At 50.8% G+C, this 26,471-nt stretch carries 15 protein-coding genes and 3 rRNA genes; 3 read left to right on the forward strand and 15 right to left on the reverse strand.

The window, feature by feature from the left end:
• Positions 1-117: 117 nt before the first annotated feature.
• The 3 genes from RHD99_RS22395 to metH all read right to left on the reverse strand — a co-directional run bounded on the left by RHD99_RS22395 (position 118) and on the right by metH (position 7,046).
• Positions 118-1,746: a Na/Pi cotransporter family protein gene (locus tag RHD99_RS22395; protein ID WP_309876698.1), complete on the reverse strand. Its 1,629-nt coding sequence runs from the start codon at positions 1,744-1,746 to the stop codon at positions 118-120.
• 632 nt (positions 1,747-2,378) lie between these two features.
• A complete protein-coding gene (locus tag RHD99_RS22400) occupies positions 2,379-3,227 on the reverse strand; it encodes a DUF8093 domain-containing protein (RefSeq protein ID WP_309876700.1) in 849 nt (282 codons plus the stop codon).
• A 135-nt stretch (positions 3,228-3,362) separates the two neighbouring features.
• A complete protein-coding gene (gene metH / locus RHD99_RS22405; protein ID WP_309876702.1) occupies positions 3,363-7,046 on the reverse strand; it encodes a methionine synthase in 3,684 nt (1,227 codons plus the stop codon).
• Positions 7,047-7,231: 185 nt separating this feature from the next.
• On the opposite strand from metH, the gene iclR reads away from it, so the two are divergent.
• On the forward strand, positions 7,232-8,065 hold the full coding sequence (gene iclR / locus RHD99_RS22410; RefSeq protein WP_309876704.1) for a glyoxylate bypass operon transcriptional repressor IclR: 834 nt from the start codon (positions 7,232-7,234) through the stop codon (positions 8,063-8,065).
• Here iclR and aceK read toward each other — a convergent pair.
• From aceK to RHD99_RS22445, 7 genes are all read right to left on the reverse strand, one after another.
• Entirely contained in the window at positions 8,062-9,804 is a 1,743-nt protein-coding gene (aceK, locus tag RHD99_RS22415; protein WP_309879245.1) for a bifunctional isocitrate dehydrogenase kinase/phosphatase, read from the reverse strand. The genes iclR and aceK overlap by 4 nt on opposite strands.
• A gap of 221 nt (positions 9,805-10,025) precedes the next feature.
• Positions 10,026-11,333 (reverse strand): isocitrate lyase, encoded by a 1,308-nt coding sequence (gene aceA / locus RHD99_RS22420; protein WP_309876706.1) that lies wholly within the window; start codon positions 11,331-11,333, stop codon positions 10,026-10,028.
• Between the two features lie 33 nt (positions 11,334-11,366).
• Complete coding sequence (aceB, locus tag RHD99_RS22425) at positions 11,367-12,965, reverse strand: malate synthase A (protein ID WP_183272370.1); 1,599 nt, start codon at positions 12,963-12,965, stop codon at positions 11,367-11,369.
• A 258-nt stretch (positions 12,966-13,223) separates the two neighbouring features.
• A complete protein-coding gene (metA, locus tag RHD99_RS22430) occupies positions 13,224-14,153 on the reverse strand; it encodes a homoserine O-acetyltransferase MetA (protein ID WP_183272369.1) in 930 nt (309 codons plus the stop codon).
• 257 nt (positions 14,154-14,410) lie between these two features.
• Positions 14,411-14,526 (reverse strand): 5S ribosomal RNA (gene rrf, locus RHD99_RS22435).
• A 118-nt stretch (positions 14,527-14,644) separates the two neighbouring features.
• Positions 14,645-17,553: ribosomal RNA gene (locus RHD99_RS22440) — 23S ribosomal RNA — on the reverse strand.
• Between the two features lie 246 nt (positions 17,554-17,799).
• A 16S ribosomal RNA gene (locus RHD99_RS22445) occupies positions 17,800-19,341 on the reverse strand.
• Together the 16S, 23S and 5S rRNA genes form the textbook arrangement of a ribosomal RNA operon.
• 610 nt (positions 19,342-19,951) lie before the next feature.
• Here RHD99_RS22445 and purH point away from each other — a divergent pair.
• Both purH and purD read left to right on the forward strand, forming a co-directional pair.
• A complete protein-coding gene (gene purH / locus RHD99_RS22450) occupies positions 19,952-21,541 on the forward strand; it encodes a bifunctional phosphoribosylaminoimidazolecarboxamide formyltransferase/IMP cyclohydrolase (RefSeq protein WP_309876708.1) in 1,590 nt (529 codons plus the stop codon).
• A 17-nt stretch (positions 21,542-21,558) separates the two neighbouring features.
• On the forward strand, positions 21,559-22,851 hold the full coding sequence (gene purD / locus RHD99_RS22455; RefSeq protein ID WP_309876710.1) for a phosphoribosylamine--glycine ligase: 1,293 nt from the start codon (positions 21,559-21,561) through the stop codon (positions 22,849-22,851).
• A 45-nt stretch (positions 22,852-22,896) separates the two neighbouring features.
• On the opposite strand, the gene RHD99_RS22460 is transcribed toward purD, so the two are convergent.
• From RHD99_RS22460 to hemE, 5 genes are all read right to left on the reverse strand, one after another.
• Positions 22,897-23,595, reverse strand: coding sequence for a DUF1481 domain-containing protein (locus tag RHD99_RS22460; RefSeq protein WP_309876711.1), 699 nt, complete (start codon positions 23,593-23,595; stop codon positions 22,897-22,899).
• A 14-nt stretch (positions 23,596-23,609) separates the two neighbouring features.
• Positions 23,610-23,882 (reverse strand): nucleoid-associated protein HU-alpha, encoded by a 273-nt coding sequence (hupA, locus tag RHD99_RS22465; protein ID WP_032615913.1) that lies wholly within the window; start codon positions 23,880-23,882, stop codon positions 23,610-23,612.
• A 186-nt stretch (positions 23,883-24,068) separates the two neighbouring features.
• Positions 24,069-24,659 carry a YjaG family protein gene (locus RHD99_RS22470; RefSeq protein WP_309876715.1) on the reverse strand — a complete coding sequence of 197 codons (591 nt, stop codon included), beginning with the start codon at positions 24,657-24,659 and terminating at the stop codon, positions 24,069-24,071.
• A 43-nt stretch (positions 24,660-24,702) separates the two neighbouring features.
• Positions 24,703-25,374, reverse strand: coding sequence for a deoxyribonuclease V (nfi, locus tag RHD99_RS22475; RefSeq protein WP_309876716.1), 672 nt, complete (start codon positions 25,372-25,374; stop codon positions 24,703-24,705).
• 30 nt (positions 25,375-25,404) lie between these two features.
• Entirely contained in the window at positions 25,405-26,469 is a 1,065-nt protein-coding gene (hemE, locus tag RHD99_RS22480; RefSeq protein WP_183273257.1) for a uroporphyrinogen decarboxylase, read from the reverse strand.
• Positions 26,470-26,471 lie beyond the last annotated feature (2 nt).

Consider the following 26,471-nt stretch of genomic DNA (forward strand, 5'->3'; position numbering starts at 1 on the left):
AATCCCTTTGGTTTTATGAAGTTAAGCGACAGGAGTATAAACGGCGTGATGACCAACCCGAAGAAAAAACAGGCAATAAACAGCAAAGCACCTTCATTTCAGAAGGTGCTTTGTTGGTTAATATTCGTCGCGTTCATCATCGTCAGGTTGCTCGAGCACACTGTACGCGACGGCGCAGAATAACGAGTTCAGACGCTTCATGTCCCCGAGCAAACCGAGGTGCAGCGAGCTGGTTTCGATACTCTGCACGTTTTGTTGATGCAGGCGATCAACGTGCGCATGTGAGAAACGACGATTCAGAATACGGAAGCGATGTTTATTACGGCGTAAACGGCGTGCGCTGTTTACATCCGCTGAGAAGAACACGGATAAGCTGAGTTTCAGGTTGCTGGTGAGTTGCTCAAGCAGAATATCCAGCTCCTTCAGGCCATCAGGCGAGAAAGCCCGGCGCGTGGCCAACGATTTATCTGCGACTTCACTCCCCATGCGTTCGAGAATATCCGCCGCCTGCTCGAGGTTTAGCGACATCTCAATAATTTCCGCCCATCGACGCGACTCGACTTCCGCCAGCTCCTCTTTTTGCATCTGTGCCATATACAGTTTGATGGCGGTGTACAGCACATCAACATCATCAGCGAGCTTACGCAGCTCTTTCTCCTGGCGCGGTTCACCGTGCATCACCTTGCTCCAGGTTTCGAGCATTTGCTCGAGCACATCCCCCATGCGTAAGGTTTCACGCGCTGCGTTGGATAGCCCAAGTGCCGGGGTATCGATAGCAGTAGGGTCGAGATGTTTAGGTTTCATGCGCGCATCGATTTCGGGCTCTTCGCTAATCACTTTTCGGCAGAAATTCGCCATCGGGCCAGCAAATGGCACCATCGCCACGCAGCGAATCAGGTTGTAGAAGACGTGGAAATAGATAACCAGTTCAGAGGCAGGAAGCGGCAATTTGTGCATTTTATCAGCGAGAATATGCACAAAGGGCAGCACAATTAAACTCCCCACCAGCTTAAATAACAGGCTGCCCAGCGCAACGCGACGAGCGGCTGCATTAGACGCGCTGTTATTAATCATGGCCAAAAGACCAGAGCCAAGATTGGCACCGATGACAAGGCATAGCCCTACATCAAGCGAAATAGCGCCGGACGCGGTGAGAGTGGCGGTGAGCAATACGGCGGCAAGACTGGAATAGCTGATAATGGCAAAAAGTGCACCAATAATGGCGTTCAGCATGATATCGCCAGTCAGCGAGGTGAAAATATCCTTTATGGCTGGAGCCATCGTGATAGGTGCTGTCGCAACAACAATCAGCTCCAGCGCCATCAGAATCAGCCCTAATCCAATGCTGACACGCCCCAGTTGCCCCGCTCTTGTTTGTTTGCGCCCCAGAAAGAAAATCACGCCAAGGAAGATGAGTAACGGTGATAGCCAGGAGAGATCAAATGTCAAAATTCGCGACATCAATGCGGTACCGACATCGGCTCCCAGCACAATCACCAAAGCAGGGGTCAGCGCTACCAAATCCTGCGCAACAAACGAAGCCACCAGCATCGTAGTCGCATTACTACTTTGGACCAACGCGGTGACGCCAATACCGGCGCAGAAGGCAAACGGTTTTTTTTCAACACTGCGGCTGAGCACGTTACGGAGATTTGCGCCGTATACGCGCATGATACCGGTACGCACAATGTGCGTGCCCCATACCAGTAGAGCAATCGCAGAGAGCAAGTGTAATAAAGTCAGCACGTTTTTTTTATTCTCCTTATCTTTATACGTTTTATGGGATATGCATCCTTTTTCAGTATAAGGGATTACGCTCAATAAAGAGATAAGGCACCTTCATGATGCCTTGTTTGTTGTAAGGGAGGGTTGCTATTGTGCGAACCATCTCATGGCTATACCGTATGTTGAGCTGATTCTGACGAATGGATAATGGTCTCAGTTTTAACACATCCTTTTATGGTGACTTTCTACACCACAAAAAAGTACTTACTTTGCATATCTCTGAAAAGATAAAAAGTGACACCCCAAGATACCAGGGGTAGCCATCAATAAGCTTTAACAAATAAGGAATAAACGACAGAGAACACGTTATAGAAAATACCCTTAAAACTTCCTGACAACAAAAAAACACCACTCCAATATGTTTTTTTACAACAAATGCATAAGAGGAATAAAAGAGAGAGATATTCATCAATATGTTTAACAAAAAGAGAAACTGGAGATAAAAAAGTATCGTCCCACTGACACTCATGGATATAATATTTTTATAGAACCCATGCACATCGGAATAAAAAGGTATACGCCCACCATAGAGTGAAGCTGAGAAATAAATGATTATGGCCAGAACATCCATGAAGCCCCAAAACACAAATACTTTATTTTTTAAACTCAAAGTCTTCATCACTTACTCCTGGAATCCATTGCCACGACTTTCCGTCCTGTGTCCATGCATCATCGCTTTCAAGGTAACTTTGGTGTATTTCCCTTCTTTCACCATAGCGCCTAATCACCGACCGTCTGAAAATAAGCGACCGATTCCCCTCATCTAATTCAGGTGGCAAAGGAGACCACTCTTGTATTTTATCTCTGGTTGTATGCATAAAATCCTTACCTTCAGACATAAACACACGCCCTTCATCCCCCATTGAAGTGGCTCGATTGATGATCATTTTCCCTATGTTGCTTAGGGCGTGATAATCATCATCCAGGGTGCGCCAAAAACCAGGCCCAAAATCTTTAGTGACTGGTACATAATTACTTCTAGTGGGTAGCGGCTTACCATACATTAATACACTTGATTTAAACGCCCCTAAAATGAAATTTACAAAAAAATCATCCACGTGATTTTCGTTTACACAAAAAAGCTCTCCGTTTTCTGCTATAAAAAAAGGATAGTTAATCCCGTTCCTTTCGAATCCAAAATGCTCAACGGCGACCAGATAGCCTCTATCAATAGAATTATGTAGGAAATACTCTTCTCCCTGGCGACTCATATCATTCGAGAATGGTGGCTTTAGACCATAAATCCTTTTTAACTGATAACCATCAAAGCCCCCTGACGACGCGGCTATTGATTTCTCCAGATAGAAATAATTGCTAATCTTATGCCTAACAAAGAAAGGGGATAATATATTTTCAAATTCTTTCGGTCTGACATGCTCCCTTCGCAAATCATACACGTCCATGATGTTTAGTCCTTTTATATTTGAAATATCAATCAACATAAAATATTAATGAAATATAAAATAACCTCCAACATATTATTAAAAAGTGACTACAATCACCCAATAACAAATCTCCCGGCATAAATATTTATCACAATTAATAAAAAGGGCTGATTCCCAGCCCTTTTCCTTGAATCAGTCCGCGTCGTAGCCCAAATTCGGTGCTAACCAGCGTTCAACATCGGTCACTGAGATCCCTTTGCGACGCGCATAATCTTCCACCTGATCGCGTTGAATCTGCGCTACGGCGTAGTATTTGCTGTCTGGATGGCTGAAGTACCAACCGGAAACCGACGCACCCGGCCACATGGCGTAGGATTCGGTAAGTTTCATTCCGACGACGTTTTCTACATCCAGCAGTTCCCAGATGGTCGCTTTTTCGGTGTGCTCCGGGCAGGCCGGATAGCCTGGTGCCGGGCGAATCCCCTGATAGTTTTCGCGGATAAGATCTTCGTTGCTGAGGTTTTCTGTCGGCGCGTAGCCCCAGTAAACCTTACGCACGCGCTCATGCAGATATTCAGCAAATGCTTCGGCCAGACGGTCAGCAAGCGCCTTCACCATGATTTTGTTGTAATCATCGTGTTGTGCTTCGTAACCCTCTGCCAACGCGTCTTCTTCCATGCCACCGGTTACCGCAAATGCGCCGATGTAATCCGCTTTGCCACTGTGTTTCGGGGCCACAAAATCGGCGAGGCAGTAGTTAGCAAAACCGACTTTTTCGGTTTGCTGACGCAAGTGGTGCGCGACAGTCTGCACACGAGTACGAGATTCATCACGATAGATTTCGATGTCATCATCGACGCGGTTTGCCGGGAACAACCCTACCACGCCACGCGGCGTCAGCAGTTTCTCCGCATGGAGTTTGTCGAGCATATCGTTGGCATCTTTAAACAAGCGCTGCGCTTCTTCGCCCACCACTTCATCTTCGAGAATGCGCGGATATTTCCCGGCCAGCGACCAGGTCATGAAGAACGGAGTCCAGTCGATATAATTACGCAGCGTTTCAATACTGGCCGTGACTTCCTGCACACCGGGACGATGTGGAACGGGAGGCGTATAGTTTTCCCAGTCAAATGCCAGATCGTTTTCACGCGCGGCGGCAAGCGTAACGGGTGGAGTGCGAGGTTTTTTACGGCCATGTTGGGTGCGCACGGTGACATATTCTTTGCGGGTGCGCGCAACAAAATCGTCGTGCTGAGTCGGCGAAAGCAATGCCGAAACCACACCGACGGTACGCGAGGCGTTTTGCACATAAACCGTTGGGCCGCTGTAATTCTGCTCGATTTTTACTGCCGTGTGCGCTTTAGAGGTGGTCGCCCCGCCAATCAGCAGCGGCAGCGTAAAGCCCTGGCGCTCCATCTCTTTGGCGACGTTCACCATTTCGTCCAGCGACGGCGTAATCAGACCAGAAAGACCGATAATATCCGCACCCACTTCGCGCGCGGTTTTCAAAATTTTCTCGGTAGGCACCATCACGCCAAGGTCGATAATTTCGTAGTTGTTACATTGCAGCACCACGCCGACGATGTTTTTGCCGATATCGTGAACATCCCCTTTCACCGTGGCGAGCACGATTTTGCCGTTGGTCGAGCCTTTTTCTTTGCTGGCTTCAATGTACGGTTCGAGATACGCCACCGCTTGTTTCATGACGCGGGCTGATTTCACGACTTGCGGCAGGAACATCTTCCCTTCGCCAAACAGGTCGCCAACCACGTTCATGCCATCCATCAACGGGCCTTCAATGACCTGAATTGGGCGTTCAGATTGCTGGCGTGCTTCTTCTGTATCAAGTTCAATAAACTCGGTGATACCTTTCACCAGCGAATATTCGAGGCGTTTTTTCACATCCCAACTGCGCCATTCGGCTTGCTGGGCATTCGCGCCGTCATCGCTTTTGCTACCCCGATATTTTTCTGCCAGATCCAACAAACGCTCAGTACTGTCATCGCGACGGTTCAAAATCACGTCTTCAACGGCATTACGTAGTTCATCAGAGAGATCGTCGTAAATCGCCAGTTGCCCGGCGTTGACGATGCCCATGTCCATGCCGTTACGGATGGCGTAATACAGGAACACGGCGTGAATCGCTTCGCGCACCGGATCGTTACCCCGGAAGGAAAACGACACGTTCGACACGCCGCCGGAAATCATCGCATGAGGCAGTTCGCGTTTGATGTCTTCGCACGCGCCGATAAAGTCCTGGGCGTAGTTGTTGTGTTCTTCGATACCCGTTGCGACGGCAAAGATATTCGGGTCGAAAATAATATCTTCCGGCGGGAAACCGACTTCTTCGGTCAGAATTTTGTAGGCGCGGCGGCAGATTTCAATTTTGCGCTCGCGGGTGTCAGCCTGCCCGACTTCGTCAAACGCCATCACCACCATCGCGGCACCGTAGCGGCGCACCAATTTGGCATGATGGATAAACGCCTCAACTCCCTCTTTCATGGAAATCGAGTTAACGATGCCTTTGCCCTGAATACACTTCAGGCCTTTTTCGATGACGTCCCATTTCGAGGAATCAATCATGATCGGGACGCGGGCGATATCCGGTTCACCGGCAATCAGATTCAGGAAACGTACCATCGCCGCTTCGGCGTCGAGCATCCCTTCATCCATGTTGATGTCGATGATTTGCGCACCGCTTTCAACCTGCTGAAGTGCCACTTCCAGCGCTTCGTTGTATTTTTCTTCTTTGATTAGACGCTTAAATTTGGCGGAACCGGTGACGTTGGTACGTTCACCGACGTTAACAAACAGGCTATCCGCACCAATGTTCAGCGGCTCAAGGCCCGCTAAACGACAGGCAACCGGCAGCTCTGGCAGTTTACGCGGTGCAACGCCTTCAACCGCTTTGCTCATTGCCGCGATATGCGCAGGAGTGGTGCCACAACAGCCGCCGATGATGTTCAGGAAACCGGCCTGCGCCCACTCGCCAATCTGGCGCGCCATTTCGTCCGCGTCGAGATCGTATTCACCAAAGGCATTTGGCAGCCCGGCGTTCGGGTGCGCGGTGACATAGCATTCTGCAATACGCGAAAGTTCTGCGACGTACTGGCGCAGTTCGTCTGGCCCCAGCGCACAGTTCAGACCAAAGGTCAGCGCATCCGCATGGCGTAGTGAGTTGTAGAAGGCTTCGGTGGTTTGCCCGGACAGCGTGCGGCCTGATGCGTCGGTAATGGTGCCGGAGATCATGATCGGCAGATCCACACCCAACGCTTCAAATTCAGTTTTAACGGCAAAAATAGCGGCTTTGGCGTTCAGCGTATCGAACACCGTTTCAATCATTATCAGGTCTGCCCCTCCTTCCACCAGCGCACGGGTGGATTCACGGTAAGCATCCACCAGCTGATCAAAGGTGACGTTACGAAACGCGGGGTCGTTGACGTCCGGAGAAATAGACGCAGTACGGTTGGTTGGTCCGAGAACACCGGCCACATAGCGTGGTTTTTCAGGCGTGCGAGCTGTCCATTCGTCGGCGCAGGCGCGGGCAAGTTTGGCAGCTTCGTAGTTAATTTCTGCCGACAGGGATTCCATTTGGTAATCCGCCATCGCGATGGTCGTTGAGTTGAAGGTGTTGGTTTCGACGATGTCGGCACCGGCTTCAAAGTAGGCGTAGTGAATCGCGGCAATGATTTCCGGTTTGCTTAGCACCAGCAAGTCATTGTTCCCTTTCAGGTCACACGGCCAGTCCGCAAAGCGTTCACCTCGGAAATCGCTCTCATCAAGACGGTAGCTCTGGATCATGGTTCCCATACCACCATCCAGTACCAAAATGCGTTGTTGCAACTGCTGATGCAGTTTTTCTAAATTATTGTTCACTCTCACTCCCACCTGTTTACCCAAGCCTGTCAGCCTAACAAGTCATACTGTCATAAGTTGTAATAGTCGCAAAGGAATGGAACATGAGACATGTTCACCTGACTGCTCCGATGAGTCCGATGCAGGTTGCATTATCATCAAATAAAACGAAAATGATTTCCACGATACGAAAATAGGAGTCAGTCATGGTCGCTGCCGTTCCCGTCAAACGTGGAAAAAAACCGCGTGCTGCTACAGTGGCCGCATCACAGCCCACCGGGCAGGTTCAGTCGCTTACTCGCGGCCTGAAACTACTTGAATGGATTGCAGAATCGCATGGGAGCGTTGCGCTCACGGAGCTTGCACAGCAGGCTGGCTTACCTAACTCCACAACGCATCGTCTGTTGACCACCATGCAGCAGCTTGGCTTTGTTCGCCAGATTGGTGATTTAGGGCACTGGACGATTGGGGCGCACGCGTTCGTCGTCGGCAGTAGCTTCCTGCAAAGCCGTAATCTGCTGGCGATTGTGCATCCGATGCTGCGCAAGCTGATGGAAGATTCCGGCGAAACGGTGAATCTGGCGGTGCTGGATCATAGCGATCACCAGGCGATTATTATCGACCAGGTACAATGTGCCCAACTGATGCGTATGTCCGCCCCGATTGGTGGCAAACTGCCCATGCATGCGTCGGGCGCAGGAAAGGTATTTCTCGCCAATCTGAGCGACGATCAAGTGGCGACTTTGCTGCATCGCAAAGGGCTGCACAGTTACACCCCGGCGACCCTCACTTCCCCGCTGCATCTGAAAGAAGATTTAGCGCAAACCCGCAAACGTGGTTATTCATTTGATGATGAAGAACATGCGCTGGGCCTGCGTTGTGTCGCCGCGTGTATTTACGACGAGCATCATGAAGCGTTTGCCGCGATTTCGATTTCCGGTCCAATTTCACGCGTGACGGATGACCGCGTTACTGAGTTGGGCGCGTTAGTCATCAAAGCGGCGAAAGAGATTACTCAGGCATACGGCGGCGGGCGCTAACCCGCCTGCATTAAATCGCCGAAACGGACAATAAACCGTTGGCGGCGTCGATAGGCAAAAACATCTTCTACGTGTCCGTTACGGATACGCTCCTGCAACTCGCGCCAATAATCTGCGCGAAACAGGTCACTGTGCATCTCATCAAAAAGCTGACGAATTCGTGGATCGGCGCATAAATAGTGACGAAACTCTTCAGGGAAAACATCGCCCGTCGCCACGCTGTACCACGGCTCAGCGGAGAGTTCGTCTTCCGGGTAACGCGGTGGCGGTACGTTGCGAAAGTTCACTTCCGTCATGTAGCAAATTTCATCGTAATCATAGAACACGACGCGGCCATGCCGGGTGACACCAAAGTTTTTAAATAGCATGTCGCCGGGGAAAATATTCGCCGCCGCTAGCTGGCGGATGGCGTTACCATATTCCTCAACGGCGTCGCGCAGTTGCTGCCCCTCTACCTGTTCCAGCCACAAATTCAACGGCACCATTCTGCGTTCAATATAGAGATGGCTGATGGCAATACGGTCGCCCAGATCAGTTAATTTTTCCGGAACCTCCTGGTACAACAGCTCCAGCAGCGGTTGGCTAATCTGATGTTTTGATAGCACAAAGTTTTCAAACTCTTGCGTATCGGCCATGCGACCCACGCGGTCGTGCTCCTTAACCAGCTGATAGCATTCTCGCACGCGTTCGGCCGTCACCTCTTTTTGTGGCGCAAATTTGTCTTTAATGACCTTAAAGACCCGGTCAAAACCCGGAAGCGTGAACACCAACATCACCATGCCACGGATACCCGGCGCCTCAATAAACTGTTCGTCAGTGGCCGAGATATAGGTCAAATACTCTCGATAGCTTTCGGTCTTACCGTGTTTCTGGCAGCCAATCGCCATGTACAGTTCGGCGGTCGTTTTTCCTGGCAATAACTCTCGTAGCCATTCAACCAAAGCGGCGGGTTGCGGGGCATAAACCATGAAATACGAACGCGCAAAGCCAAAGACAATACTCGCCTCGGAGGTGCTGGTCAGACAGGTATCAATCACTAAAAGCCCATCATCTGTGCGATGAATCGGAAGCAAGAACGGCACTTTACCGGTCGGTAAGACCAGCTTGCCTACCAGCCAGGCAGCTTTATTGCGATAAAAGAGTTCGTTGGCGATGTCGAGGGAAGCATGCTGTAAAACATCCTCGCCAAAGGTTTCTGTCAGATGCGCAATGATGTAACCCGCATCCCGCGCTAAATCTTGCCATGGCAGGCGTAAGGGCAAGTCTCTGAGCAACGTGCGTAAAAGAGGTTGCCATCCTAAAGCTGGGGTAAATGTTTTTGACAGCGGACGAGGGATCTCACGAAAGCGTTTTTCATCCTGGGAACTAAAGATAAAAAGCCGCTCGGGAGATAACGAGCGGTGATCGAAGAGGCGACAATAAACGGAATTGAAAAAGCTTTCTGCGATTTCAAAACGGGGGTAGTCGGGCAGCAACTGCGTGTACTGCGCTTTGACGCGCAATAAAAACTCGTCGTCAGTATTCTGGCCGCCCGTGATACAGCGCAATTGCTCAACCACCAGGCCAACGTGGTGATCATAAAGATGGATGCGGCTTTTCATCGCCCGCTGAACCGCATGCCAGTCTGCTTGCTCAAAGCGCTGCTGCGCCCCGGCAGTTATCTCCAGAAAGCGGCCGTACTGCGCATCAAAGCCTTGCAAGATGGTGTGTGCAATTAGCCACTCAAGCCTGGGTGTCATGGGCTTCTCCGTCATGATTTCCCCTCACCCTAACCCTCTCCCAAGGGAGAGGGAACTGGACTGGTTTTCTCCTTCTCCCACAGGGAGAGGGAACTGGACTGATTTTCTCCTTCTCCCATTGGGAGAGGGAACTGGACTGATTTTCTCCTTCTCCCAAGGGAGAGGGAACTGGACTGGTTTTCTCCTTCTCCCTGAGGGAGAAGGTCGGGATGAGGGTGGTTTTAAAACTGCTCTTCTTCCGTTGAGCCGGTCAGTGCGGTAACGGAAGAAGCCCCGCCCTGAATAATCGTCGTCACGCGGTCGAAATAGCCAGTCCCCACTTCCTGCTGATGGGAAACGAAAGTGTAGCCTTCAGGCGCTGCGGCAAACTCCGGCTGTTGCACTTTCTCAACGTAATGCCTCATTCCCTCACCTTGTGCGTAGGCATGAGCCAGGTCGAACATGTTGAACCACATGCTATGGATGCCCGCCAGCGTAATAAACTGGTACTTGTAGCCCATCGCTGACAGCTCCTCCTGGAATGAAGCAATGGTTTTATCATCCAGGTTTTTCTTCCAGTTAAACGATGGCGAACAGTTGTAAGCCAGCAATTTTCCAGGGAAACGAGCGTGAATGGCATCAGCAAAACGACGAGCCTGCTCAAGGTCAGGTTTCGACGTCTCACACCACACCAAATCAGCGTAAGGTGCGTAAGCAAGACCACGACTAATTGCCTGTTCGATACCTGCACGGGTACGGTAGAACCCTTCTTGCGTGCGTTCGCCAGTGATGAATTCGCGATCGTATTCATCACAATCAGACGTGATGAGATCAGCCGCATCAGCGTCCGTACGAGCAATCACAAGCGTTGGCACACCCATAACATCAGCGGCAAGACGAGCAGCGACTAATTTCTGAATGGCTTCCTGAGTCGGCACCAGTACTTTGCCACCCATGTGCCCACACTTTTTCACCGAGGCCAGTTGGTCTTCAAAGTGAACAGCCGCGGCACCGGCCTGAATCATCGATTTCATCAGCTCGAATGCATTCAGTACACCACCAAAACCCGCTTCAGCATCGGCAACAATCGGCAGGTAATAATCAACATACCGCGGATCGCCTTGCTCGATGTTAGATGCCCACTGGATCTGATCGGCGCGACGGAAGGTGTTGTTGATCCGATCAACCACTGCTGGAACGGAGTTCGCTGGATACAGCGATTGATCCGGGTACATGCTGGAGGCCAGGTTGGCATCTGCTGCGACCTGCCAGCCAGAAAGATAAATGGCTTCGATGCCCGCTTTCGCCTGTTGCAGTGCCTGCCCGCCGGTTAACGCGCCAAGGCTATTGATGTAGCCTTTTTTCGATTCACCGTGCAGTAAGCGCCACATTCTGGCCGCACCGTTTTGCGCCAGGGTACATTCTGGATTCACCGAGCCGCGCAGCTTGATGACGTCTTCTGCGCTATACGGGCGCTCAATACCTTCCCAACGTGGTTGCGTCCAATCTTGTTGTAATTGTTGGATTTGTTGAGTGCGTGAGGTTTTCATTGCAGGTGCTCCATATTTTTATTTAGGTAAGGTTCAGGCAAGCAGGCGGTAGCCCGGCAGTGTCAGGAAGTCGATTAACGTATCGGAAGTGGTGATTTGCTCCATCAGTCGAGCCGCTTCATCAAAGCGCCCCTGGCTGAAACGCTTGTCCCCTAACTCCTCCTGAATAACGAACATCTCTTCGGCCAGCATTTGGCGGAACAGCGCCTTAGTGACCGTCTCGCCGTTACTCAACGTTTTTTCATGGTGGATCCACTGCCAGATTGAGGTACGTGAGATTTCTGCGGTGGCGGCATCTTCCATCAAGCCATAAATCGGCACACAACCATTGCCAGAAATCCAGGCTTCGATGTATTGCACCGCAACGCGGATATTGGCGCGCATCCCTGTTTCTGTACGCTCGCCAGGACAAGGTTCCAGCAGTTGTGCTGCGGTGATCGGCGCATCTTCTTCACGCAAAATCTGCAGTTGGTTTTTATCGTCGCCCAACACTTTGCTAAAGACTTCCATCACCGTGTCGGCGAGGCCCGGGTGCGCAATCCATGTGCCATCGTGGCCATTAGTGGCTTCCATTTGCTTATCGGCTTTCACTTTATTGAGTACCCAGTCGTTACGCTGGCTATCTTTGCTAGGAATGAACGCCGCCATGCCCCCCATGGCGAAAGCACCACGGCGATGACAGGTTTTAATCAGCAAACGCGAATATGCGTTCAGGAATGGTTTGTCCATGGTGACAGATTGACGATCTGGCAGGACGCGATCCGGATGATTCTTCAGCGTCTTGATGTAGCTGAAGATATAATCCCAGCGCCCGCAATTCAGGCCGACGATGTGATCGCGCAGCGCATGCAGGATCTCATCCATCTGGAATACTGCAGGGAGCGTTTCAATCAGCAGCGTCGCTTTAATGGTGCCACGTGGTAAGGAGAAATGATCTTCGGTAAAGCTGAACACTTCGCTCCACCAGGCCGCTTCCTGCCAGGATTGCGTTTTTGGCAGGTAGAAATACGGGCCACTCCCTTTTGCCAGCAGAGCATCCACGTTGTGGAAAAAGTAGAGCGCGAAATCGAACAGGCTGCCAGGAATAGGTTCATCACGCCAGATGACGTGCTTTTCCGGTAAATGCAGCCCGCGCACGCGGCAGACTAATACAGCCGGATCAGGCTTCAACTGGTAGATTTTCCCAGCTTCGTTGGTCCAGCTGATCGTCCCACGGATAGCATCACGCAGGTTGATTTGCCCGTCGATAACCTTGTTCCAGCTCGGAGCCAGGGAATCTTCAAAGTCTGCCATGAACACTTTGACGTTAGCATTCAGCGCGTTAATCACCATTTTGCGCTCGACTGGCCCGGTAATCTCAACACGGCGGTCGAGGAGATCGGCAGGAATTCCGCGGATAGTCCATTCAGATTCACGAATGGAACTGGTTTCCGAAATGAAATCTGGGAGTTTTCCTGCATCAATCTCAGCCTGCTGAACGGTGCGTGCCGCCAGCAGCTTATTACGCTGCGGTGTAAAGCGGGTGACGAGCTCACTAAGAAACTCGACTGCATCAGGCGTCAGGATCTGCCGCTCTGCTTCACCAAACGGCTGGCTAAAGGCCAACTCTTCGCTAACTGTCTGTTGTGTCATTGGATATTCCCCTCGTCTTATCCCGTCGGTAATGCCAAATATAACTGGTCCGTCCAGCGTCCTGTTTTCACTCAACAGAATTAAGACTACTTCATGATTTTTTAAAATCAAAAACAATTTCCATTTTTGAAATAAAAATCATTTATCACTTTGATATATATGAGATTAAAATTTATTCAGGTAGGGAATGCGTTTTTAGAAAATAAAAAAGACACCCGTAGGTGCCTTGATCTTAGAGCTGGCGGGATGCTGAAACGCTTAGTCGAGCGTTGGGTTCATATGGCGCAGATCGAACGGAGTGATCTGGTAGACATAGTAATTCAGCCAATTGGTGAAGAGTAAATTCCCGTGGCTACGCCATGTAGCATGGGGTTTTTTCTGCGGATCGTTATTAGGGAAATAGTTATACGGTACATCCGGGTTCAGCCCCGCTTCAACGTCACGGAAATATTCACCTGAAAGAGTATGCGCATCATATTCTGGATGGCCCGTAACAAAGGCAATACGCTTGTCTTTGCTGCCAAATAAGTACGCATCACCCTCTTCTGATTCAGCCAAAATTTCAAGATCGGTGTAATCCCGAATCAATGATGCGGGGAAATCGGCATAGCGTGAGTGTGGTGCCAGGAAGGTGTCATCGAAACCGCGGGTTAACAGTGCGTGCGGGTAAGTGAGGTTATGCGCATAAACACCAGACAGCTTCTCTTTACGCGTTTGTTTAGGGATACCATAGAGAATATTAAGCGCAGCCTGCACGGCCCAACAGACAAAGAGCGTTGAGGTAACGTGATCTTTTGCCCAGTGAAGCACTTGTTCTATCTGCGGCCAGTAGGCGACATCGTTAAATTCAACCAGGCCAAGTGGAGCACCGGTGACGATCAGCCCATCAAAATTTTCATCCTGAATATCGTCGAAATTACAGTAGAAATTATTGAGGTGCTCTGTCGGTGTATTACGGGATTCACGGGAATCGATGCGCAATAGTTGGACGTCAACTTGCAGAGGAGAGTTAGATAGCAGACGCAAAAACTGGTTTTCGGTCTCAATCTTTTTCGGCATCAGATTAAGTATAAGTACCTTTAGCGGACGGATCTCCTGATTGCTGGCACGCGATGATGTCATGACAAAGACATTCTCATCCCGCAGGAAATTGACGGCTGGTAACTCATCCTGTACCCGAATTGGCATAAAATTACATCCTCAAAGCATACGTTTAAACGTTTAGACATCCAGATAGCTGAAGATAACGCGACCTTTGTCAAATGTCGAGTATTCATAAGATAGTTGAAAATGTTTCACTTAAGAACGAATTTTTGATTCAGTGAATTACACTGGGTAATAGCATAATTTATAGAGGATTATCATGAGGATGCAGAGTTGAATTTCATAAATCGCAGACAGCAAAAAGCCCTGTACGTCAGTACAGGGCTTTCCACTTATTTGGAGCCTGGCAGTTCCCTACTCTCGCATGGGGAGACCCCACACTACCATCGGCGCTACGGCGTTTCACTTCTGAGTTCGGCATGGGGTCAGGTGGGACCACCGCGCTACTGCCGCCAGGCATATTCTGTTTTCATTAACCGTCGCAGTGTTATCTGCAACCATTAACTTAAAATCTTGGAATTAAGCTGAAAATTAAAGTGTCTTTCTCATTATTCTTAAAACACCTTCGGTGTTGTAAGGTTAAGCCTCACGGATCATTAGTACTGGTTAGCTCAACGTATCGCTACGCTTACACACCCAGCCTATCAACGTCGTAGTCTTCAACGTTCCTTCAGGAGACTCAAGGTCTCAGGGAGAATTCATCTCGGGGCAAGTTTCGCGCTTAGATGCTTTCAGCGCTTATCTTTTCCGCATTTAGCTACCGGGCAATGCCATTGGCATGACAACCCGAACACCAGTGATGCGTCCACTCCGGTCCTCTCGTACTAGGAGCAGCCCCCCTCAATTCTCCAGCGCCCACGGCAGATAGGGACCGAACTGTCTCACGACGTTCTAAACCCAGCTCGCGTACCACTTTAAATGGCGAACAGCCATACCCTTGGGACCTACTTCAGCCCCAGGATGTGATGAGCCGACATCGAGGTGCCAAACACCGCCGTCGATATGAACTCTTGGGCGGTATCAGCCTGTTATCCCCGGAGTACCTTTTATCCGTTGAGCGATGGCCCTTCCATTCAGAACCACCGGATCACTAAGACCTGCTTTCGCACCTGCTCGAGCCGTCACTCTCGCAGTCAAGCTAGCTTATGCCTTTGCACTAACCTCACGATGTCCGACCGTGATTAGCTAACCTTCGTGCTCCTCCGTTACGCTTTAGGAGGAGACCGCCCCAGTCAAACTACCCACCAGACACTGTCCGCAACCCGGATCACGGGTCTACGTTAGAACATCAAACATTAAAGGGTGGTATTTCAAGGTTGGCTCCACGCAGACTGGCGTCCACGCTTCAAAGCCTCCCACCTATCCTACACATCAAGGCTCAATGTTCAGTGTCAAGCTATAGTAAAGGTTCACGGGGTCTTTCCGTCTTGCCGCGGGTACACTGCATCTTCACAGCGATTTCAATTTCACTGAGTCTCGGGTGGAGACAGCCTGGCCATCATTACGCCATTCGTGCAGGTCGGAACTTACCCGACAAGGAATTTCGCTACCTTAGGACCGTTATAGTTACGGCCGCCGTTTACCGGGGCTTCGATCAAGAGCTTCTCCTTACGGATAACCCCATCAATTAACCTTCCGGCACCGGGCAGGCGTCACACCGTATACGTCCACTTTCGTGTTTGCACAGTGCTGTGTTTTTAATAAACAGTTGCAGCCAGCTGGTATCTTCGACTGCCTTCAGCTCCACGAGTAAATCGCTTCACTTACCGACAGCGTGCCTTCTCCCGAAGTTACGGCACCATTTTGCCTAGTTCCTTCACCCGAGTTCTCTCAAGCGCCTTGGTATTCTCTACCTGACCACCTGTGTCGGTTTGGGGTACGATTTGATGTTACCTGATGCTTAGAGGCTTTTCCTGGAAGCAGGGCATTTGTTACTTCAGCACCGTAGTGCCTCGTCATCACACCTCAGCGTTAGATAAGAGTCCGGATTTACCTAAACTCTCCGCCTACATGCTTAAACCGGGACAACCGTCGCCCGGCTAACATAGCCTTCTCCGTCCCCCCTTCGCAGTAACACCGAGTACAGGAATATTAACCTGTTTCCCATCGACTACGCCTTTCGGCCTCGCCTTAGGGGTCGACTCACCCTGCCCCGATTAACGTTGGACAGGAACCCTTGGTCTTCCGGCGAGCGGGCTTTTCACCCGCTTTATCGTTACTTATGTCAGCATTCGCACTTCTGATACCTCCACCAGACCTCACAGTCCAGCTTCAACGGCTTACAGAACGCTCCCCTACCCAACAACGCCTAAGCGTCGCTGCCGCAGCTTCGGTGCATGGTTTAGCCCCGTTACATCTTCCGCGCAGGCCGACTCGACCAGTGAGCTATTACGCTTTCTTTAAATGATGGCTGCTTCTAAGCCAACATCCTGGCTGTCTGTGCCTTCCCACATCGTTTCCCACTTAACCATGACTTTGGGACCTTAGCTGGCGGTCTGGGTTGTTTCCCTCTTCACGACGGACGTTAGCACCCGCCGTGTGTCTCCCGTGATAACATTCTTCGGTATTCGTAGTTTGCATCGGGTTGGTAAGCCGGGATGGCCCCCTAGCCGAAACAGTGCTCTACCCCCGAAGATGAGTTCACGAGGCGCTACCTAAATAGCTTTCGGGGAGAACCAGCTATCTCCCGGTTTGATTGGCCTTTCACCCCCAGCCACAAGTCATCCGCTAATTTTTCAACATTAGTCGGTTCGGTCCTCCAGTTAGTGTTACCCAACCTTCAACCTGCCCATGGCTAGATCACCGGGTTTCGGGTCTATACCCTGCAACTTAACGCCCAGTTAAGACTCGGTTTCCCTGCGGCTCCCCTATACGGTTAACCTTGCTACAGAATATAAGTCGCTGACCCATTATACAAAAGGTACGCAGTCACCCCATAAAAGAGGCTCCCACTGCTTGTACGTACACGGTTTCAGGTTCTGTTTCACTCCCCTCGCCGGGGTTCTTTTCGCCTTTCCCTCACGGTACTGGTTCACTATCGGTCAGTCAGGAGTATTTAGCCTTGGAGGATGGTCCCCCCATATTCAGACAGGATACCACGTGTCCCGCCCTACTCTTCGAGTTCACAGCAAGTGCATTTTTGTGTACGGGAGTATCACCCTGTACCCTGCGACTTTCCAGACGCTTCCACTAATGCACAAACTGATTCAGACTCTGGGCTGCTCCCCGTTCGCTCGCCGCTACTGGGGGAATCTCGGTTGATTTCTTTTCCTCGGGGTACTTAGATGTTTCAGTTCCCCCGGTTCGCTTCGTTAAGCTATGTATTCACTTAACGATAGTGTGACGAATCACACTGGGTTTCCCCATTCGGAAATCGTCGGTTATAACGGTTCATATCACCTTACCGACGCTTATCGCAGATTAGCACGTCCTTCATCGCCTCTGACTGCCAGGGCATCCACCGTGTACGCTTAGTCGCTTAACCTCACAACCCGAAGATGTCTCGTAAGACACAATCGATGTTGTGAAAATTTGAGAGACTCGAACACACCGATACTTCCTTTCTTATTACGGAGAAAGGAAACAGTGTGTCGTTTCAATTTTCAGCTTGTTCCAGATTTTTAAAGAGCAAATACTTCGCAGCATACTGTTAAACAGTACACTTGGAAGTATTTCATTTACTTTCATCAGACAATCTGTGTGAGCACTACGCAAGTTCGTATCTTTTAGGTAAGGAGGTGATCCAACCGCAGGTTCCCCTACGGTTACCTTGTTACGACTTCACCCCAGTCATGAATCACAAAGTGGTAAGCGCCCTCCCGAAGGTTAAGCTACCTACTTCTTTTGCAACCCACTCCCATGGTGTGACGGGCGGTGTGTACAAGGCCCGGGAACGTATTCACCGTAGCATTCTGATCTACGATTACTAGCGATTCCGACTTCACGGAGTCGAGTTGCAGACTCCGATCCGGACTACGACGCACTTTATGAGGTCCGCTTGCTCTCGCGAGGTCGCTTCTCTTTGTATGCGCCATTGTAGCACGTGTGTAGCCCTACTCGTAAGGGCCATGATGACTTGACGTCATCCCCACCTTCCTCCAGTTTATCACTGGCAGTCTCCTTTGAGTTCCCGGCCGAACCGCTGGCAACAAAGGATAAGGGTTGCGCTCGTTGCGGGACTTAACCCAACATTTCACAACACGAGCTGACGACAGCCATGCAGCACCTGTCTCAGAGTTCCCGAAGGCACTAAGCTATCTCTAGCAAATTCTCTGGATGTCAAGAGTAGGTAAGGTTCTTCGCGTTGCATCGAATTAAACCACATGCTCCACCGCTTGTGCGGGCCCCCGTCAATTCATTTGAGTTTTAACCTTGCGGCCGTACTCCCCAGGCGGTCGACTTAACGCGTTAGCTCCGGAAGCCACTCCTCAAGGGAACAACCTCCAAGTCGACATCGTTTACGGCGTGGACTACCAGGGTATCTAATCCTGTTTGCTCCCCACGCTTTCGCACCTGAGCGTCAGTCTTTGTCCAGGGGGCCGCCTTCGCCACCGGTATTCCTCCAGATCTCTACGCATTTCACCGCTACACCTGGAATTCTACCCCCCTCTACAAGACTCAAGCTTGCCAGTTTCAAATGCAGTTCCCAGGTTGAGCCCGGGGATTTCACATCTGACTTAACAAACCGCCTGCGTGCGCTTTACGCCCAGTAATTCCGATTAACGCTTGCACCCTCCGTATTACCGCGGCTGCTGGCACGGAGTTAGCCGGTGCTTCTTCTGCGAGTAACGTCAATCACTGCGGTTATTAACCACAATGCCTTCCTCCTCGCTGAAAGTACTTTACAACCCGAAGGCCTTCTTCATACACGCGGCATGGCTGCATCAGGCTTGCGCCCATTGTGCAATATTCCCCACTGCTGCCTCCCGTAGGAGTCTGGACCGTGTCTCAGTTCCAGTGTGGCTGGTCATCCTCTCAGACCAGCTAGGGATCGTCGCCTAGGTGAGCCATTACCCCACCTACTAGCTAATCCCATCTGGGCACATCTGATGGCATGAGGCCCGAAGGTCCCCCACTTTGGTCCGAAGACGTTATGCGGTATTAGCTACCGTTTCCAGTAGTTATCCCCCTCCATCAGGCAGTTTCCCAGACATTACTCACCCGTCCGCCGCTCGTCACCCAAGGAGCAAGCTCCTCTGTGCTACCGCTCGACTTGCATGTGTTAGGCCTGCCGCCAGCGTTCAATCTGAGCCATGATCAAACTCTTCAATTAAAAGCTTGATTTGCTTCAACTCGTGAAGCGGTGCTCAAAAATTAACTTTCGTAATAATTCAACTAAATGAATTACTGCTTGGTCACTCTTCAAGACTTGATATTTTTTTGATACCCGAAGGTATCTGAGATATCAATCCTGCGAGTGCCCACACAGATTGTCTGATAAATTGTTAAAGAGCAGTGAGTTACGCGCTTTCGCTTGCTAACTCGAGGTGGCGTATATTACGCTTTCCTCTTTCAGAGTCAACCCTTAATTTCAGGATATTTGACTCTCATCGCCGCCGTTACTCTGTGATGTTGTTCACATGTTCCGTGTCGATGGAGGCGCATTATAGGGAGTTATCCTGAGGCTGCAACCCTAAATTTGCACTAATTTTACTGACTGATGCAATCCCCAGCAAAACCCCGCCTTATACGCAGTTGTGCACAAAGTTATCCACAATCGTGATGAAGACCCAAATTTTGCGAGCGTGACGCAAACGTTTTCGCTACAATGCACCCGCATTAAAAGGACGCCCCGTTTTGGGGCGTTAGCTGAGTTTTAGGGGAAATAACTAAAATTCAGCTAACGCTCTTCTATATGCGAACCAAAGCTAAGGGATCAAACCATGCAACAACGTCGTCCTGTACGCCGCGCTCTGCTCAGTGTTTCTGACAAAGCCGGTATCGTCGAATTCGCCCAGGCACTTTCCCAACGTGGTGTAGTGCTGCTCTCTACAGGCGGAACCGCTCGTCTGCTGGCTGATGCTGGCCTGCCGGTAACCGAAGTCTCTGACTACACCGGTTTCCCGGAGATGATGGATGGACGCGTCAAAACTCTGCATCCAAAAGTCCACGGCGGCATTCTGGGTCGTCGCGGCCAGGATGATGCCATCATGGAACAACACGCAATCTCCCCAATTGATATGGTTGTCGTCAATCTCTATCCGTTTGCTCAGACTGTTGCCCGCGAAGGCTGCTCTCTGGAAGATGCGGTAGAGAATATTGATATCGGCGGTCCAACCATGGTGCGCTCCGCGGCGAAGAACCATAAAGATGTCGCAATCGTGGTTAAGAGCAGCGACTACCAGGCGATTATTAATGAGCTGGATGCTAACGAAGGTTCTCTTACCCTGGAGACGCGTTTCGATTTAGCGATTAAGGCATTCGAACACACGGCCGCTTACGACAGCATGATCGCCAACTACTTCGGTAGCCTGGTTCCTGCTTATCATGGTGAGAGCAACGAACCTTCCGGTCGTTTCCCTCGTACGCTCAACCTGAACTTCATTAAGAAGCAGGATATGCGTTACGGTGAAAACAGCCACCAACAAGCTGCCTTCTATATAGAAGAAGAAATTAAAGAAGCATCCGTCGCTACTGCAACGCAAGTTCAGGGCAAAGCGCTTTCTTATAACAACATTGCCGATACCGATGCGGCACTGGAATGCGTAAAAGAGTTTAGCGAACCTGCCTGCGTTATCGTGAAGCATGCCAACCCTTGCGGCGTGGCTGTCAGCGACTCCTTATTAGATGCTTATGATCGCGCTTACAAAACCGATCCGACTTCAGCATTCGGCGGCATCATCGCGTTTAACCGTGAACTGGATGCCGAAACTGCGCAAGCCATTATCTCTCGCCAGTTTGTCGAAGTGATTATTGCCCCATCGGCAAGCGAAGCAGCATTGAAGATAACGGCAGCGAAACAAAATGTTCGCGTACTGACTTGTGGCCAGTGGCAGCAGCGCGTTCCGGGTCTGGATTTCAAACGCGTCAACGGTGGTCTGTTAGTACAAGATCGCGATTTGGGAATGGTGACTGCCGCCGATCTGCGAGTGGTCAGCAAACGCCAGCCTTCCGAGCAAGAACTGCGTGATGCACTGTTCTGCTGGAAAGTCGCGAAGTTCGTGAAGTCCAATGCGATTGTGTATGCCCGCGAGAATATGACCATCGGCATAGGCGCCGGTCAAATGAGCCGTGTTTACTCTGCCAAGATTGCCGGTATTAAAGCCGCCGATGAAGGTCTGGAAGTGAAAGGCTCTGCAATGGCATCCGATGCGTTCTTCCCGTTCCGCGATGGTATTGATGCAGCAGCAGCCGTCGGCGTGAGTTGTGTTATCCAGCCTGGCGGTTCGATCCGTGATGACGAAGTGATCGCCGCCGCTGACGAACATGGGATCGCAATGATCTTTACTGACATGCGCCACTTCCGCCATTAATCCTGGAGCCTCTATATATGAAAGTATTAGTGATTGGTAATGGCGGGCGCGAACACGCGCTGGCCTGGAAAGCGTCGCAGTCACCATTAGTACGCACTGTATTTGTCGCGCCAGGCAATGCCGGCACAGCGCTGGAACCGGCTTTGCAGAACGTGGCGATTAGCCCAACCGATATCCCGGCTCTGTTAAGCTTTGCGCAAAATGAGAAGATCGACCTGACGATTGTTGGGCCAGAAGCGCCGCTGGTGATTGGCGTCGTGGATGCCTTCCGTGCGGCTGGTCTGAAAATATTTGGCCCAACTCAGGGTGCAGCACAATTAGAAGGCTCCAAAGCCTTCACCAAGGATTTCCTGGCTCGCCATAAAATCCCAACCGCCGAATACCAAAACTTCACCGAGGTGGAGCCAGCGCTGGCGTACGTCCGAGAAAAAGGCGCGCCGATTGTGATTAAGGCCGATGGCCTGGCCGCCGGTAAAGGCGTCATTGTTGCGATGACGCTCGAAGAAGCGGAAGCCGCAGTGAACGATATGCTGGCGGGCAACGCATTCGGCGACGCGGGTCATCGCATCGTGGTGGAAGAGTTCCTTGATGGCGAAGAAGCCAGCTTCATCGTGATGGTAGACGGAGAGAACGTACTGCCAATGGCCACCAGCCAGGATCATAAACGTGTTGGGGATGGCGATAGCGGCCCAAACACTGGCGGTATGGGCGCATACTCTCCGGCTCCCGTTGTCACTGATGAAGTGCATCAGCGCGCAATGGATTTAGTTATCTGGCCAACCGTGCGTGGCATGGCTGCTGAAGGGAATACCTACACCGGTTTCCTGTATGCGGGTCTGATGATTGATAAACTTGGCAATCCAAAGGTTATCGAGTTTAACTGTCGTTTTGGCGACCCTGAAACCCAGCCTATTATGCTGCGTCTGCAATCGGACCTGGTCGAACTGTGCCTCGCCGCATGTGACGGCAAGTTGAATGAGACAACCTCAAAGTGGGACGAGCGTCCGTCACTGGGCGTCGTGATGGCTGCTGGCGGTTATCCTGCGGATTACCGTAACGGTGATGTCATTCACGGCCTGCCGTTGGAAGAAGTGGCGGATGGCAAAGTGTTCCACGCTGGAACCCGTCTGCGTGAAGACGATATGGTGGTGACTAACGGCGGGCGCGTATTATGTGTCACCGCATTAGGCGATACCGTAGCGCTTGCACAGCAGCGTGCTTATGAACTAATGAAGGATATCCACTGGGATGGCAGTTTTAGCCGCTCAGACATTGGCTATCGCGCCATTGAGCGTGAAAACGCGAAGTAATACCTGAAGTACTCTGAAAGACCGCCCGCGTGGCGGTTTTTTTATCTAGAAAGTCGCAGGCTTCGGTTGCCAGCTACAGAAGTCCTGGTTCGCGACCAGTAATAGTTGTGAACCTTCCGGTGCTTCCAGCCAGGCAATGCTGACATCCATCGATGAGTGGCGTTGTCGATTCGTGATATGGCTTAACGCCACGCTGTCGAGTTTGGGTTCGAACGTCTCACCTTCGCAAGTCGTCACTGTTCCGTTGCTGTGCCAGCGCCCTTGCCGCAAAACAACACGACCAATGCGCAATGCTTCGCTTGTGGCTTTCGTCTGGCTCGCCTGATATTGATACAAGTTGATTTGGTCATTGGAGAGTTGCTGTTTTTGACCGTCGACTTCGCGCTGCATAAAGCTCAGTTCGCCGTGATCGTCAAAACGCACTTTTATGTGCTCTGACGGCTCACTCAAAATCGTCATTTCAATAGATATGAGTTGCTCACCCTGCCAACGGTAATCACTTGTGGTCGTTGCACCCTTCTGTCTCGGGCTGAACGCCGTAAGCATGTGAATACTGTCGTCATCGCTATTGTCTTTACGCCAAATGCGCACGACACCCTGATCGGCAATATAACCGCTCGCGGTAAATGGCGGGATAGGAGGCTTGCTGCTGCATGCCATTATCAGCAATGTGCCTGTCAGAACGGCAAGAGGACGCCAGACAGACAAAAGGGGCGAAAACGCCCCCCTGCTAAAACTGTTCACTGACACTTGTTAAATTACTTAACAGCGTCTTTCAGTGCTTTACCTGAAACAAATGCCGGCACGTTAGCTGCGGCGATTTTGATTTCATTACCGGTTTGTGGGTTGCGGCCAGTGCGCTCAGCACGGTGGTTTACCTTGAAGGTACCGAAACCAACCAGTTGTACAGCATCACCTTCTTTCAGAGACTCAGTAATTGCAGCCAGAGTGGATTCCAGAGCAGCTTTAGCCTGTACTTTAGACAGGTCAGCCTTGTCAGCAATTACATCAATCAGTTGAGTCTTGTTCATAAGTTATCCTTACAATGTGTTTATCGCTTGCTAAGCATCGAGTGCGACGGAAATGCCAAAAAAGCACTCTCCTGCATACACGCACCGATAGCCACTATTTTTCGCCCCACAAATGTAGACCAGACGGGGGGCTAATTGGAAGCCTTCAGGGGTGACAATTCGGACTGTAAGTCACGTTTTGCTGTCTTACTGCTGAAAAATTATACCAATATTGCTGCTACCCGCCTCGCGCAAGTCCGCACGGAGACCTTTGATCAACTCAATATCACGTTCTTCGCAGTCAGCTAACAGACGGAAAATCTCCCACTGAATGTCCCATTCTTCTTCAACAGCAGGGTTTTCTCTCAGCTCTTCATCGGTCATTTCACGACCAGCCTGAGTCATTTCTAACATGGCAACAGTGGTAATGGATGCCTTGCTGACTTCAATGGCGTGTTCCAGCGTTTCCCCAGAAAGACGTGAATGAAGGAGTTCGCTTAACGCAACGCATGCATCGATAGCCGGGTAGACACCGTAAATATCATAGTCGTCAGCAACAGGAATGCCTTCTTCGAGTTTCTCGAGTTGGCTATCAAAGTTTACTTTTGCATCTTTGACCGTCAGTGTTTCCCAAATCAAATCGAGGATACGGCGATACAGTTGAGGATCGCCAAATTCAGTCTGCTGGCAGAACATGGCGTAATTCGGGTACATACGTTCGCATAAAGAAGCCATGAAAGTGACATGCTGCCAGCTTTCCAGTTTCTCAAGGCGCAGATGGATTGGGTTTTGTAACATAGCGATGTCTCAAAGACGGAATATTAGCGGCAGTTTACCTTAATCACCCCTGAATTGCTTGCCACCGCGTGAAAGCAGGACGACCCGAAGCCACAGCATCTGCCATGCGAGTCGGCTCCGGTAAACGGTAACCCCTCAGACAACGATTTACCCATAGCAATGCGCTCTCCAGGCTCACACGGTGACCTGTAGAGACAAATAGCGGGTTACAGCGCCTCTTGCTACGCAGCACCGACGCAAGGGGTTCACCTTTATCAATCAGCAACTGGCATGCGCCGGGTTCTTCAGACAAGGGATCAAAACGCCCACACAACCGTTTTTTGGCAACGCCAATCGTTGGCACGTCCACCAGCAAGCCAAAATGGCTGGCAACCCCCAAACGTCGAGGATGTGAAATACCGTGACCATCAACAAACAACAAATCAGGTTTCTGCGACAGCAATTTCCATGCAGCTAATAACGCGGGATATTCACGGAAGGAAAGGAATCCGGGGATGTAAGGCATGGTGGTGGCGACACGCGCCACCTGATATTCAACCATTTCGAGGGAAGGATACGTCAGCAATACGATAGCGGCCCGCGTAATGTCACCGCCCTGCTCAAAACCAACGTCAGCTCCAGCGATTAACCGGGGAGGGTTGTGATCAAAGCGATCCTCACGACAGACCTGCGAAGCCAATTCGATCTGCTGTTCACGTAGGCTGGCGAGATCCATTCCCTCTCCTGTTGTTTACTGAAAATAGCGTTATTGGTGATACGGTTTTGACAAACGGTGCACTGCTTCCACAAACGCACCGGCATGCTCTGGCGGAACATCCTGGTGAATACCGTGGCCCAGGTTAAACACGTGGCCTTCACCTTTACCAAATCCTGCCAGAATCGTGGCGACTTCCTCTTCGATACGTGCAGGCTGCGCATACAGCATGGAAGGGTCCATGTTGCCCTGTAGCGCAACTTTATGACCGACACGACGGCGAGCGTCGGCAATATCGGTTGTCCAGTCTAATCCCAGCGCATCACAGCCCGTTTCAGCCATCGCTTCCAGCCACTGCCCGCCGCCTTTGGTAAACATCGTCACCGGCACTCGGCGGCCTTCGTTTTCACGCAGCAGACCATCAATGATTTTATGCATGTAATAAAGCGAGAACTGCTGATAATCGCGCCCGGTCAGCACGCCGCCCCAGGTATCGAAAATCATCACCGACTGCGCGCCCGCTTTGATTTGCGCATTCAGATACAGCGTGACGCTTTGCGCCAGCTTATCGAGCAGAAGATGCAGCGCTTGAGGATCGGCATACATCATCTTTTTGATAACAGTGAAGGCTTTGCTGCTGCCGCCTTCGACCATGTAAGTCGCCAGCGTCCACGGGCTGCCAGTAAAACCAATCAAAGGCACTTCGCCTTTTAGCTCACGGCGAATGGTACGCACCGCATTCATCACGTAACCCAGTTCATCTTCTGGATCAGGAACAGGCAGTTTTTCGACATCGGCACGGCAGGTTACAGGTGAGCGAAAACGTGGGCCTTCGCCAGTTTCAAAATAAAGGCCAAGCCCCATCGCATCTGGAACCGTAAGAATGTCGGAAAAGAGGATTGCCGCATCCAACGGATACCGACGCAGCGGTTGCAGAGTCACTTCGCAAGCCAACTCAGCATTCTTGCACAGCGACATAAAATCACCGGCCTGCGCACGCGTCGCTTTGTATTCTGGCAAGTAACGACCTGCCTGCCTCATCATCCATACTGGCGTGGTATCTACAGGCTGGCGTTGAAGCGCCCGCAGGTAACGATCGTTCTTGAGTTCAGTCATTT

The sequence above is a fragment of the Buttiauxella selenatireducens genome (assembly GCF_031432975.1).
GTDB lineage: Bacteria > Pseudomonadota > Gammaproteobacteria > Enterobacterales > Enterobacteriaceae > Buttiauxella > Buttiauxella selenatireducens.